The following is a 12,743-nucleotide window of genomic DNA, read 5'->3' as shown; positions in this document are numbered from 1 at the left end:
AAAATTTTCCGCAGCCTTTGATCCTGGAACTCTATTAAATCCTTGCAAGTTCTGGACAGTCTAAAAAATATCCTTACAAAATTGGCTTCACGCTGACCGCCCAGACCGGAGTATCGCTGTTGTCCCTATTCCTTATCGCGGCCCTACCATTCCTTGGCGCTGTTTTCCCGGCATTACTGATCCGTGCAGGCCGGAACGCTGCGGCCTCGGCCGCCGGGTTGACCACGTTTCTTGCCCTCATGGGATTACTGATACACATCCCCTCAGTGATGCGCGGAGACGTGGTGACGGCCCGGTTTGACTGGATCCCGGGCCTGGGACTGAACGCAAATTTCATGCTGGACGGCCTGGGTTTTCTGTTTGCGCTGCTGATCCTTGGCATCGGTCTTTTGATCATTCTCTATGCCCGGTTCTATCTGTCGCGCGAAGATCCGATGGGGCAGTTCTATACCTATCTGCTGCTGTTTCAGGGCGCGATGGTCGGGATCGTCCTGTCCGACAATATCCTGCTTCTGCTTATTTTCTGGGAACTTACATCGCTCAGTTCATTCTTGTTGATCGGCTATTGGAAGCATCTGCCCGAAGGGCGCCAGGGCGCGCGGATGGCGCTGGCCGTTACTGGCTCGGGCGGATTGGCAATGATTGCGGGGATGTTGATCCTGGGCAATATCGTCGGCTCTTATGACCTGAGCGTCATTCTGCAGAACAAAGAGTTGATCCAGGCCTCACCCTATTACCTGCCTGCGTTAGTCCTTATCCTGCTGGGGTGTTTCACCAAGTCGGCACAGTTCCCGTTCCATTTCTGGCTGCCCCACGCGATGGCTGCGCCGACGCCGGTCTCGGCCTATCTGCACTCGGCCACAATGGTAAAGGCGGGTCTGTTCCTGATGGCGCGGATGTGGCCGGTTCTGGCGGGCACCGATGCGTGGTTCTATATCGTGGCGACCACAGGATTGATCACCATGCTGATCGGTGCGGTCATCGCGCTGTTCAAGGACGATCTGAAGGCGCTGCTGGCGTTTTCGACGGTATCGCATCTGGGCCTGATCACCATGCTGTTGGGATTTGGCACCAAGTTTGCCGCCGTGGCCGCCGTATTCCACATCATCAACCACGCGACGTTCAAAGCCGCCCTGTTCATGTCCGCCGGGATCGTTGACCATGAAACCGGAACCCGCGACATCAAGAAACTCGGCGGGTTGCGGCATCTGATGCCGATCACCTTCACCATCGGCACAATCGCTGCGCTGTCGATGGCCGGTCTGCCACCGCTCAACGGCTTTTTGTCGAAAGAGATGATGCTGGAAGAGACTGTGCACACCACCTGGCTGAATTCGCACTACCTGGTGCCGGGGCTGGCGCTTTTGGCGGCACTGTTCTCGGCCGCGTATTCCTTCCGTTTCGTGAGCCACGTGTTTCTCGGCCCGCAGCGCGACGACTATCCGCATCACCCGCATGATCCGCCTGTCGGGCTGTGGCTGGCGCCTGCCTTCCTGGTCGTGCTTGTTGTCCTGATCGGTCTCTATTCAGCGGCAATCGTCGGACCGCTGGTGGCGGTTGTGGCCAGCGCCGTGATCGGTGGGGAAAAGCTGCCGTACTATTCGTTGAAACTGTGGCACGGTTTCACCCCGGCGCTGTATATGTCTGCGGTCGCGACGGTCGGTGGCTTGATCCTTTTGTCCCAGCATCCCAAGGCGGAACGGCTGTGGAATGCCCTGCCCCGACCCGAGGCCAAGGTGATATTCGAGGCCATCATCGCCGCGCTCACACGGCTTAGCCGCTGGATCACGGACGAGCTGCATAACGGCGTGATCAGCCGCTATGCCATCATCTTCGTCGCCTTCACGGTCGGGCTGGGCTATTACGCCTATGCTACCGGCACGATCGGGGTGGAGACACGCATTCCGTTGCCTGCCCAGATCATTCCCATTGTCGGCTGGATCTGTCTGGTCGGGGCAACGCTGGCGATCATGTGGTTCCACCGCAATCGGTTGCTTTCGCTGGTTCTAATCGGTGTCGTGGGCCTGATTGTTTCGATGGCGTTCAACTATCTGTCCGCACCCGACCTTGCGCTGACACAGATCTCGGTCGAGGTGGTGACGATGATCCTGTTGTTGCTGTCGCTGAACTTTCTGCCAACGGACACGCCGTGGGACAGCAGCGCGGCGCGGCGGTGGCGCGATGCGGCCATTTCGGTCGTGGCAGGCCTAGGCACCGGTGGGCTGATCTATGCGCTCATGCTGCGTGACTTCGCCTTTCCGACAATCTCCGAGTTCCACCTGGCCAATTCCTACAAAGGCGGTGGCGGCACCAATGTGGTGAACGTGATCCTGGTTGATTTCCGGGGTTTTGATACCTTTGGTGAAATCATCGTGCTGGGCATTGCCGCGCTGATCATCTTTGCCCTGACCGAGGCGGTGCTGGGCACCAATGTCCGCAGCTATCTGCTGAACCGCAAACCGCATTGGCCGCAATCCGGCGACTCGCATCCACTGATGATGGTGGTGGTCACCCGCGTGATGATGCCCATTGCGCTGATGGTCGGGGCCTATATCTTTTTCCGCGGCCACAACCAGCCGGGCGGTGGTTTCATCGCCGGTCTGATCGTGGCGATTGCGTTCCTGATGCAATATATGGCCAGCGGCTATACCTGGGCGATCGAACGACAACGATTCTACTACCACGGCACCATCGGCTGGGGCGTTCTGATCGCAGCCGCCACCGGTCTGGGCGCGTGGTTCAACGAGCGCCCCTTCCTGACCAGCGATTTCGGCTATATCCACTGGCCGCCGCTGGAAGAATTCGAATGGGCCACCGCGCTGCTCTTTGACACCGGTGTGTTCCTGGCCGTTTTGGGCGCAGTGATGCTGGCGCTGGACAGCCTGTCACGCTTTGCCTGGCAGCCTGGTATGGCGCAGGAATTCCCGATGGATATTAACCCGTTGCGGGACGATCCTCAGGACGAAAATCAAGAAAAGGAGCAAGCCTGATGGAATTGCTCGTCGCCTCTGCCGTGGGCGTGATGACGGCTGCCGGAGTTTTCCTGATCCTGCGCCGCCGCACCTTTCCGGTCATCCTGGGCCTGTCGCTGGTCACATATGCCGTGAACGTGTTTCTGTTCGCCACGGGCCGCCTGGCACTGGATGCGCCTGCCGTTCTCAACAAATACGAAGAAGTGCCCTATACCGATCCGCTGCCGCAGGCCCTGGTTCTGACGGCCATCGTGATTTCCTTTGGCATGACCGCGGTGATCGTGATGATCGCTCTCAGCGCGTATTTGTCTTCCAAGGATGACCATATCGACATGAAAGCGCAGGACAGTGTCGACGCGCCGGGAGAAGACGCATGAATCACTGGATTGTTGCGCCGATCGTCCTGCCCGCGATCCTGGCTCCCTTCATCATCATGGTGCTGCGCTATCACTTGGACCTGCAGCGCATCTTTTCGGTCGCGGGGGTGATCGCCCTGTTGGGCATTGCCCTGACCATCACGGCACAGGCCACCGGGGGCGACATTCAGGTCTATGAGCTGGGCAATTGGCCCGCCCCGTTCGGCATCGTGCTGGTTCTGGATCGCATGGCAGCCATGATGGTGCTGCTGACGGCATTGTTGGCGTTGCCGATTGTGCTTTATGCAATTGGATCGGGCTGGGACGAACGCGGCAAGCATTTTCACGCGCTGTTCCACTTTCAGCTGATGGGCGTGTGCGGAGCCTTCCTGACAGGCGACGCGTTCAACCTGTTCGTGTTCTTCGAAGTTCTGCTGATCGCATCCTACGGGTTGATGACCCATGGCGGCGGCGCGGTGCGCCTGAAGGCCGGGGTTCAGTATGTCACCTACAACCTGCTGGGCTCGACCCTGTTCCTGTTTGCCCTTGGCACGATCTATGCCGTGACTGGCACGCTGAACATGGCCGATCTGGCGGTGCGCGTGGCCGAGATACCACCCGAAGACACCGCCCTATTGCGGGTCGGTGCGGTGCTGCTGTTGCTGGTCTTCTGCATCAAGGCGGCGGTGTTGCCGCTGCATTTCTGGCTGCCTGCCAGCTATGCCAATGCGCCTCTTCCCGTTGCCGCCCTGTTTGCGATTATGACCAAAGTCGGGGCCTATTCGATCCTGCGGGTCTATACGCTTGTCTTCGGACCCGAGGTTGCTGTCACAGATGGTCTGGTCGCGGATTGGCTGCAACCTGCAGCGCTGGCGACACTGGCCGTGGGCGCCATCGGTATTCTTGGGGCACAGCACATCGCGCGCATGGTGGCGTTCTGTGCTATCGCATCTATGGGCACCCTGCTGATCGCAATCTCGCTGTTTACCGAACTGGCGACGGCGGCGGCGCTGTATTACGTTTTCCATTCGACGCTGGCCACGGCCCTTCTGTTTCTTGTGGCCGATATGGTGATGGAACGACGCGGCGGAGCAATCGCGCCGCGGCCACCCATGGCCCAAGGGGGACTGATCGCCAGCCTGTTCTTTGTCGGCGCAATTGCCATGGCCGGAATGCCGCCCTTGTCGGGGTTCATCGGCAAATTGCTGGTTCTCGACGCCTCGCGCGGGGCGGCGGATGCAACGGCGATCTGGGCCGTTGTCCTGATCGGATCGTTTGTGACCATCGTCGGCCTTGCCCGGGCGGGTACGCTGATCTTTTGGAAAAGCCACGACGCGCAGACCCAACCCGATCTTGACCCCGAGGCTGAGGTCGAAGCCGCTACCGCGCCCGAACCCCAACCTGGCCTGGCCTTTACCGCGGTCTTCGGTGTTGTTCTGGGGCTTGTCATGCTGACCCTGTTCGCAGGCCCGGCCTTGCAATACACTCAGAAGACGGCGGAACAGCTGTTTACCCCTGATCAGTACATCTCGGCCGTTTTGGGAAGGGAAGAATGATGAAGCTTTTGCGCAGGATATTCCCCCACCCGCATCTCAGCTTTTTGCTGACATTGGTCTGGATGCTGTTGGCGAACTCGCTGTCGCTGAATTCGCTGGTGTTTGGCCTGATCCTGGGGATCATCATCCCCTTCATCACACAGCCCTACTGGCCCGACCGGCCCAAACTTCGAAATTGGCCGATGATTGCGGAATACCTGCTGGTCGTGCTGTGGGATATCGTCATGGCCAACATCACCGTGGCCCGGATCATCCTGTTCAAACGCGATGCGGATCGGCAACCCAACTGGATCTGTATCCCGCTGGAACTGCGCACGCCCGAGGCGATCACGGTTCTGGCCGGTACGATCACGATGACACCCGGCACTGTCAGTTGTGATCTGTCCGCGCAAGGGCATAACCTGCTGGTTCACTGTCTGGACGCGCCAAACCCCGAAGAGGTCCGCGACCAGATCAAAAGCCGCTATGAACGCCGCCTGAAGGAGATTTTCGAATGATCGAATATGCGATCTACTTTGCCTTCACATGTTTTGGGGCGGCAATCATGATGTGCCTTTGGCGGATCATCACGGCAGACGGCGTCGGCACCCGTGTTCTGGCCCTGGATACGATGGTGATCAACACCATCGCACTGCTCATCCTTTATGGACTGGATCAGGGCACCGAAATCTTTTTCGAAGCCGCTATGATCATCGCCATGCTGGGATTTGTCTCAACCGTTGCCTATGCGCGCTTTATGCTGCGCGGCAATATTATCGAGTGAGGGCAACATGACGGTTTTGTTCGAAATCTTCCTCACCTTCTTTTTGATCGTGTCGGGTATTTTCGGCTTTGTCGGTTCGTTTGGCATGATCAAACTGAAAGACCCCATGTCGCGCCTGCATGCGCCGACCAAGGCAACCACGCTGGGCGTCGGCGGTGTCCTGCTGGCGTCGATCCTGCATTCGTTTGTGTCCGAGGACTACCCGTCCCTGCACGAGCTGCTGATCACGCTGTTTTTGTTCCTGACCGCCCCGATCACGGCCCTGTTCATTGCAAAATGGCACATACACCGGCATGAAAGGCCCGAAGATCTGCCGGACGCGGGTGAAGATGAGCTTTGGGCCACGCACGCTGTCGAGCAGGTCGAGGACGTCCCGGACCACAGCGCGAATTAACACAGATGCACCATCCCCCTTTGCCCCTGACCCGCGATCTGGTTTTGATCGGCGGAGGCCACACGCATGCGCTTGTCCTTCGCAAATGGGGCATGTACCCTTTGCCCGGTGTGCGGGTGACGGTCATCAACCCCGGGCCGACCGCGCCCTATTCGGGGATGCTGCCGGGGTTTGTGGCCGGCCATTATGCGCGCCGGGATCTGGACATCGACCTTGTGAAACTCGCGCGGTTCGCCGGTGCACGCGTAATTCTGGGCTCGGTTCATGGCCTGGATACCGATGCAAAGGTGATTCATGTCGAGGGGCATCCCCCCATCGCCTTCGACATCGCATCGGTCAATGTTGGGATCACCTCGGATATGCCTGCGCTTCCGGGTTTTGCTGCACACGCGGTTCCGGCAAAACCGCTGGGGCCATTCGCGGCCCGATGGGCCAGCTATCTTGCCGGCGACGGGCCCGCCTCGGTCGCCGTGATCGGCGGCGGTGTCGCAGGCGTTGAGCTTGCAATGGCTATGGCGCACGCGTTGCGGGCCAAGGCGCGCCAGGCGCAGGTCACCTTGGTCGACAACGCCACAGCGCTGACCGCAGCTTCGCCCAAAGCGGCTGACACCATTCGCTCAGCAATGGCCAAACTTGGGGTAGACGTGATCGAGCAGGCCGCAATCGCCAAAGTTACCGAAAGCAGGTTGGAACTGCAGGATGGGCGCTCGATCCCGGCCGAATTCGTGACCGGCGCCGCCGGGGCGCGGCCCTATGGCTGGATTGCCGACACAAGCCTCGCCTTGCAGGACGGATATATCCGGGTCGACGGGCATTTGCAGTCCAGCGACCCGGGTGTTTTCGCAGCCGGAGATTGCGCGCACCTGACCGAAAATCCGCGCCCGAAGGCGGGCGTATTCGCGGTGCGTGAAGCCCCTGTTTTGTTCAACAATTTGCGCGCAGCACTTGGTGCGGGAAACATGCGGCGCTACGTAGCGCAAGGGGACTACCTGAAACTGATCTCTTTGGGCAGTAAGTCGGCCTTGGCCGAGCGATTGGGAACCTCCTTTAGCGGTCCTTTGATGTGGAAATGGAAAAACCACATTGATCAGGGATTCATGAACAAGTTCCGCGATCTGCCGCAAATGAGCACACCAGCCTTGCCCCGTCATCACGCAGCCGGTGTGGTTGAGGCGCTGGGCGACAAACCCATGTGCGGCGGCTGTGGTGCAAAGGTTGGGCGCGGCGCATTGCAGGCCGCTTTGCAAGACCTACCCGCACCGAACAGGTCGGATGTGACGGCCCTGCCCGGCGATGATGCCGCCCTGCTGACCACCGGTGGCGCGCGGCAGGTCATCACATCGGACCATCTGCGCGCGTTCTCGCTGGATCCGGTGGTGATGACACGGATCGCCGCGGTTCATGCCTTGGGCGATATCTGGGCAATGGGGGCCACGCCGCAGGCTGCGACCGCAACGCTGATCCTGCCGCGCATGTCCGCGCAGATGCAGCAGCGCACCATGGCCGAAATCATGGCAACCGCCAGCGATGTCATGCGCAATGCCGGTGCTGACATCGTGGGTGGCCACAGCTCTATGGGCGACGAGATGACCATTGGCTTTACAGTGACCGGCTTGTGCGAACGCGATCCGATCACCTTGTCCGGCGGGCGCCCCGGTGATGTGCTGATCCTGACGAAACCTCTGGGAACCGGCGTTCTTATGGCCGCCGAGATGGCATGCAAGGCCGATGGCGCATGGGTCGCAGATGCGTTTGCGCATATGGTCCAGCCGCAAGGCGAGGCCTCGTGCATCCTGTCCGACGCGCATGCCATGACGGATGTGACCGGCTTTGGCCTGGCCGGGCATCTGAATGGCATCTGCGCCGCCTCAGGATGTGGTGCGACGCTGAACCTGGACGCCGTGCCAGTTCTGCCGGGCGCCGTAGAGCTCAGCGCGTTGGGCATTCGGTCTACGATCTTCACGGATAACCGGATGATCACCCCAAAGTTGCCCGAAGGCGGCACAGCCGATCTGCTTTATGATCCGCAAACCGCTGGAGGGTTGTTGGCCGCCGTCTCCCCTGATCAGGCAGACGCAATGCTGCAGGGCCTGAAAGACGCCGGATACCCCGCCGTGATCATCGGAGAACTGACCGAAACGCCGGGCCTTCAGCTTCAGAGCTGATCCAACACCTGTTCAACCTGCTCTGCCACGTTTTCAAGTCCCGCCGCATCCAGCGTCGCGGCCTGAACTTCGGCCAAAACCTCGGGGTTCTTGGCACGCCGAGATTTCGTGTAAGCCGGATCATAGTGCTGCTCCATCAGTGCTCGGGTCAGCGCTTGCTTGTCACCGGCATCGATCATGGCCAGCCAACCGTCGACCACCTCGTGCCCGCGATGGGACCGCAACGGCATCAGGCGGTCGCGCAGCCGCGTGGTGTCTGACAGAATGTCATCGTAGGCCGCCACAAGATAGTCGGTACGTACCTCGATGGGCGCTGAAATCTGTATCCTTGGTGCGGCACACAGCGCGCTCCAGACGCTGGGCGGCAGGATCAGGTGCCCGATCTTGGAGGATTCCGCCTCGACCAAAACAGGTCTTGCAGGATCCAATGCGCAAAGCGCGCGTGCCAGCGCGGATTCGAACCCCTTTTGGCTGGGTTGCCCACCCGGCCTCTCTCCCAACAGCGAACCGCGATGATTGGCAAGCCCTTCGAGGTCCAGAACCTGCACATCCCGGGTCCGCAAACAGGCAAGGATATCCGTCTTGGCCGTGCCGGTGAACCCGTCCAACGCAATCAACCGATGCGGCAACGGATCATCATAAAGATAGCGATTAACCAGACGCCGATAGGTGCGATAGCCACCCTCGACCACCTCGGCCCTCCACCCGATCTGTTGCAACATCCAGGTAAACGACCCTGACCGCTGCCCACCGCGCCAGCAATAGACCAGTGGCCGCCATCCACCCTCATGGTGGCTGAGGCTGTGTTCTATGTGGTTGGCGGCGTTGCGAAACACCAGTGCTGCGCCCAGCTTGCGGGCCATAAACGGGCTTTGCTGAACATAGATCGTACCGACCTGCGCGCGTTCTTCATTGTCCAGAACCGGCAGATTTATCGCGCCCGGCAGATGATCTTCGGCAAATTCTGCCGGGCTGCGCACATCAATGACCGTATCGAACGGGTGCGCAAAGAGCTGTGGTAAATCGGTGAATTTCAAGACCATGCCCACGATCTAACGGGCGGTCGCGTGAAAGGAAAGTTCCTTCACGCGTCCTCGAACGGCTCGATCAGCTCGGGGCCCGAAGCGCGATTGGAATTCACGGCTGGATCGACCCGATGAAAACTCAGCATTTCCTCGGGACCGGGCACCATCAGACGTGCCGCACCCTTGCCCTGCTCGCCCAACCAAAGCGGCCAGTCCTTTTGATCCAGAATCAGCGGCATTCTGTGGTGAATCTGACCCAGCGTGGTGTTGGCAGCGGTGGTGACGATGGCGCATGTGCCCTGACGCGCATGTTCGGGCCCCCAATCCTGCCAGACCCCGGCAAACGCGATGGGCGCCTGATCCTTTCGGGCGATGTACCAGGGCAATCGTTTACCTTCTTCGGTCTTGGTCCATTCGTAAAATCCCGTCACCACGATCAGACAGCGGCGATCCCGGCACGCGTTGCGAAAGGCCGGTTTCTCGGCCAGCGTTTCCGCCCGCGCATTGATCAGCAGCGGACCAGCTGTTTCCGTCTTGTACCAATGGGGCAGAAACCCCCAGCGCAGCGCGTCCAACCTGCGCTGCCCCGCATCCGATCGCACCACATGCACCGGATTGGTCGGGCAGACGTTATAGTTGGGAACAGGCGGCAGCGCATTCGCCGGTCGCGCAGCAAACAGCCGCGCCATTGCATCGTCAGGAAGAGTTATTGCAAACCGTCCGCACATGAGTAATGAACTCTCAACCACCGTTTCCACGAGGCACAAGGCCCCACGCAGTCATATGGCACAACAAACAGCGAATTCCCTCAAGAGCAAAGCGTTGAATGACCTCGATGCCGGCAAACTGCAACAGGCGCTGAAAAAGGCGCAGTTGGGGGCGAAAAAGTTCCCCAAGGATGTCGACTACCACGCCATCGCCGGATTTGTTCTGACCGAGATGAAGCGGTACAAGCAATCCATTCCGTTTTTTGTCGAAGCCTCGCGTCTGAAACCCGATGACCCGCAATTTGCCGAGAACCTCGCCAATGCGCTGATGCAGACCCAGCAGATCCCGCGCGCGCTGGCTTATGCGGAACAAAAACTCGAACAGTTCCCGAACAACAAGGAACTGGTGCGCGTCATCGATGAGATCGGGCTAAAGGGCAATAACTGGCGCAGTATTATCGAGCACGCGACGATGCGCCTTGAATCGGACCCCGACAATGCGGCCCTACTGTCGAGCCGCGCCCGCGCCTATGGTCAGATCGCCTATGTCGACAAAAGCGCAGCGGATATCCGGCGCGCCTATGAGCTTGAGCCGGAAGACGAAAAGATCGCCTTTCGAATGGCCGTTCACCTGCATCAGTCCGGCAACAAAGAGGGGTGCACCGAGATTCTGTGGCGCGTTCACGCAAAAAACGATGTCCATGCACCAACGCTTTTGCAACTGGCCACTTTGGCCAGCAAGGATCAGGTTTCCGATCTGCTGGCCAAGGTCGAGGCTGCGATGGCTGAAAGCGAACACAAGGTCATCGATCTGGAGTTCGCGCGCGCGCATCTGGTCTCCAAACGCGACGGGTTGGATGCGGCCCTGCCCTATTTCGCCATCGCCAACGAGGCGCAGCATGGCACCAACCCCTATAACGTTGAACACGAAGAGGAAAAACTGCGCCGCATCTGCGACATGTTCCCAGTGGACACGCCAACGCCCACGGCCGATATCACCGAAGGCCCACTGCCGATCTTTGTGATCGGGCAGCCCCGGTCCGGCACGACGCTGATGGAAATGATGCTGAGCTCGGCCCCCGACATTGCCGGGTGCGGAGAGCTGACACTGGCCGCGGATCTGTCTCAGCCCCTGGTCGAGGACGAAAAACCGTTCGACACCAAGGCTGCACAGAAATTTGCGCAGGATTTCCGCGACTTGATGCCACCGCTGCCCGAGGGATCGACCGCGTTTGTGGACAAGATGCCCCACAATTTTCAGCGCGCGGGTTTTCTGCTGACCGCGTTTCCCAATGCGCGGGTGATCAACATGCTGCGCGACCCGCGCGACGTCGGTCTGTCAAAATGGATCAGACGCTTTCCGGCCCCGGGCATGCGCTATGCTTCGAACCTGGGGTCCATCGCGCATTCCGCCAACCTGTACCGCCGCTACATGACCCATTGGCACACCGTTTTCGGCGAGCGCATCCTGACCGTGCCGTATGAGGCCCTGGTGGCGGACCCCGAAACCTATAGCCGGCAGGTGGCCGAGTTCTGCGGCATCGACTGGCACGAACGGATGATGCATCCCGAAGAGAACACCAAGCAGGTTCGAACCGCCAGCATCGATCAAGTCCGCAGCAAGATCTCGACCAAATCCATAGGCGGGTGGAGCAAGGTATCCGGCCACATCCAACCCATGCTGAAGGGCTTCGACCCGGCGCTCTGGCCGGAATATGACTTTGGCTAACGTATCAGGGCCATTGCGGGTCCCTGCCCGATCAGCAGCCCGCGGGTGAAAGCACACTTCCGACTATTGCGGTTCAGCACCGGTTTTTCTTTTCTTACCCCAATGACTTGAGTCATTCGGTTTCCGGTACTAAGTACGCGCTACGCCCGCGATCATCGAAGGGCGATGGAGAATTTATGTCGACGATTGCGGCCCGCCGCTAAGGTCCACTTGATTGGACCGCTTTGAACCAAAAGACTTCCGCGCGCGATGCCGGAAGCCTTTTCAGCTGGCATAATCTCACGAGACACTCCATTGAATATCTCAAAACGCGAACAGCGTGTTTTGCACGTTCTTGCACAGGGCGGAGAGATCCGCTTTGAGCGCATGACAAACGGCAAAGTGCGCGAAGTATCCTGTTTCACACGCGACGGCCATGTCCTGGCCGATTGCACGCTGCAGCTTTTTCAGCGGCTGAAGAAACGGCGATTTATCAAATCGGTGAACGGACGGCCCTACCGCGCGACACGGCTCGGTATCCGTTCGGTCAATCCACAATATGACAATCGATAAGGCCTTCAGAATGACCAATGCAACGATCAAACCCACCACTCAGGACGATGTCCGGGACCTTCAAATAGTGTTGGATGAAACCGGTCTTTTCCCCAGCGAATTGCTGCCAGATATGTTGGCGCCTTCGATTGCCGCAGAAACAGAAGCCTTCTGGCTTACATGTCACCGCAACGGCAAGGCAATTGGCCTGTGCTACACGGTTCCGGAGGAGCTTGCCGATGGCACATGGAACATGCTCGCGCTGGCTGTCCTTCCGGAATTGCAAGGCAAAAGGATGGGAGCGGCACTGGTCGCGGCGGCTGAACAGCACTTGTCGGACAGAAACCAACGCATGCTGATCGTCGAGACATCGGGCACTGATGAATTTGCTCTGACCCGGAAATTTTATGCTCGCAACGGGTATGAGGAAGAAGCGCGTATCCGTGATTTCTGGGCGGATGGCGATGATAAGGTGATCTTCAGGAAAGCACTTTGACTGAGGAGTCACAAAAAAAGGCCGCGCCCCACAAGGCGCGGCCCATTTC

Annotated in this window: 12 protein-coding genes; 10 read left to right on the top strand and 2 right to left on the bottom strand. The window is 59.3% G+C overall.

Annotation, left to right across the window (positions count from 1 at the left end):
- The first annotated feature begins 119 nt into the window (after nt 1–119).
- From ACR0AG_RS04430 to selD, 7 genes are read left to right on the top strand one after another with little or no spacing between them, the layout of a single operon-like run.
- Nucleotides 120–2,990, top strand: a complete 2,871-nt coding sequence (locus ACR0AG_RS04430) for a monovalent cation/H+ antiporter subunit A (protein WP_480836764.1) — start codon at nt 120–122, stop codon at nt 2,988–2,990.
- Complete coding sequence (locus tag ACR0AG_RS04425; protein WP_480836762.1) at nt 2,990–3,349, top strand: Na+/H+ antiporter subunit C; 360 nt, start codon at nt 2,990–2,992, stop codon at nt 3,347–3,349. The genes ACR0AG_RS04430 and ACR0AG_RS04425 overlap by 1 nt, the downstream gene beginning before the upstream one ends.
- Nucleotides 3,346–4,884: a monovalent cation/H+ antiporter subunit D gene (locus ACR0AG_RS04420; RefSeq protein ID WP_480836761.1), complete on the top strand. Its 1,539-nt coding sequence runs from the start codon at nt 3,346–3,348 to the stop codon at nt 4,882–4,884. Before ACR0AG_RS04425 ends, ACR0AG_RS04420 begins: the two co-directional genes overlap by 4 nt.
- Entirely contained in the window at nt 4,884–5,381 is a 498-nt protein-coding gene (locus ACR0AG_RS04415) for a Na+/H+ antiporter subunit E (protein WP_480836878.1), read from the top strand. The genes ACR0AG_RS04420 and ACR0AG_RS04415 overlap by 1 nt, the downstream gene beginning before the upstream one ends.
- Entirely contained in the window at nt 5,378–5,647 is a 270-nt protein-coding gene (locus ACR0AG_RS04410) for a K+/H+ antiporter subunit F (RefSeq protein ID WP_480836759.1), read from the top strand. Before ACR0AG_RS04415 ends, ACR0AG_RS04410 begins: the two co-directional genes overlap by 4 nt.
- Nucleotides 5,648–5,654: 7 nt before the next feature.
- Nucleotides 5,655–6,041 carry a Na+/H+ antiporter subunit G gene (locus tag ACR0AG_RS04405; protein ID WP_480836757.1) on the top strand — a complete coding sequence of 129 codons (387 nt, stop codon included), beginning with the start codon at nt 5,655–5,657 and terminating at the stop codon, nt 6,039–6,041.
- Between the two features lie 5 nt (nt 6,042–6,046).
- Entirely contained in the window at nt 6,047–8,206 is a 2,160-nt protein-coding gene (gene selD / locus ACR0AG_RS04400) for a selenide, water dikinase SelD (RefSeq protein WP_480836755.1), read from the top strand.
- On the opposite strand, the gene mnmH is transcribed toward selD, so the two are convergent.
- Together mnmH and ACR0AG_RS04390 are read right to left on the bottom strand one after the other, a co-directional pair.
- Nucleotides 8,197–9,249 (bottom strand): tRNA 2-selenouridine(34) synthase MnmH, encoded by a 1,053-nt coding sequence (mnmH, locus tag ACR0AG_RS04395; RefSeq protein ID WP_480836753.1) that lies wholly within the window; start codon nt 9,247–9,249, stop codon nt 8,197–8,199. The genes selD and mnmH overlap by 10 nt on opposite strands.
- Nucleotides 9,250–9,290: 41 nt before the next feature.
- Nucleotides 9,291–9,959, bottom strand: coding sequence for an SOS response-associated peptidase (locus ACR0AG_RS04390; protein ID WP_480836751.1), 669 nt, complete (start codon nt 9,957–9,959; stop codon nt 9,291–9,293).
- Between ACR0AG_RS04390 and ACR0AG_RS04385 the strand changes: the two genes are divergently transcribed.
- From ACR0AG_RS04385 to ACR0AG_RS04375, 3 genes are all read left to right on the top strand, one after another.
- Nucleotides 9,958–11,667: a tetratricopeptide repeat-containing sulfotransferase family protein gene (locus ACR0AG_RS04385; RefSeq protein ID WP_480836749.1), complete on the top strand. Its 1,710-nt coding sequence runs from the start codon at nt 9,958–9,960 to the stop codon at nt 11,665–11,667. The genes ACR0AG_RS04390 and ACR0AG_RS04385 overlap by 2 nt on opposite strands.
- Before the next feature lie 294 nt (nt 11,668–11,961).
- A complete protein-coding gene (locus ACR0AG_RS04380) occupies nt 11,962–12,219 on the top strand; it encodes a YjhX family toxin (RefSeq protein ID WP_480836747.1) in 258 nt (85 codons plus the stop codon).
- Between the two features lie 10 nt (nt 12,220–12,229).
- Nucleotides 12,230–12,694: a GNAT family N-acetyltransferase gene (locus ACR0AG_RS04375; RefSeq protein ID WP_480836745.1), complete on the top strand. Its 465-nt coding sequence runs from the start codon at nt 12,230–12,232 to the stop codon at nt 12,692–12,694.
- Nucleotides 12,695–12,743: the final 49 nt, after the last annotated feature.

Source organism: Ruegeria sp. H6 (assembly GCF_056532975.1).
This window is presented reverse-complemented; position numbering and strand designations above follow the sequence as displayed.

Bases quoted from the DNA above. Each gene is read 5' to 3' on its own strand.
- ACR0AG_RS04420 (WP_480836761.1), top strand. From the start codon at position 3,346: ATGAATCACTGGATTGTTGCGCCGATCGTCCTGCCCGCGATCCTGGCT.
- ACR0AG_RS04425 (WP_480836762.1), top strand. From the start codon at position 2,990: ATGGAATTGCTCGTCGCCTCTGCCGTGGGCGTGATGACGGCTGCCGGA.
- selD (WP_480836755.1), top strand. From the start codon at position 6,047: ATGCACCATCCCCCTTTGCCCCTGACCCGCGATCTGGTTTTGATCGGC.
- ACR0AG_RS04390 (WP_480836751.1), bottom strand. From the start codon at position 9,959: ATGTGCGGACGGTTTGCAATAACTCTTCCTGACGATGCAATGGCGCGG.
- mnmH (WP_480836753.1), bottom strand. From the start codon at position 9,249: ATGGTCTTGAAATTCACCGATTTACCACAGCTCTTTGCGCACCCGTTC.
- ACR0AG_RS04385 (WP_480836749.1), top strand. From the start codon at position 9,958: ATGAGTAATGAACTCTCAACCACCGTTTCCACGAGGCACAAGGCCCCA.
- ACR0AG_RS04375 (WP_480836745.1), top strand. From the start codon at position 12,230: ATGACCAATGCAACGATCAAACCCACCACTCAGGACGATGTCCGGGAC.
- ACR0AG_RS04415 (WP_480836878.1), top strand. From the start codon at position 4,884: ATGAAGCTTTTGCGCAGGATATTCCCCCACCCGCATCTCAGCTTTTTG.
- ACR0AG_RS04410 (WP_480836759.1), top strand. From the start codon at position 5,378: ATGATCGAATATGCGATCTACTTTGCCTTCACATGTTTTGGGGCGGCA.
- ACR0AG_RS04405 (WP_480836757.1), top strand. From the start codon at position 5,655: ATGACGGTTTTGTTCGAAATCTTCCTCACCTTCTTTTTGATCGTGTCG.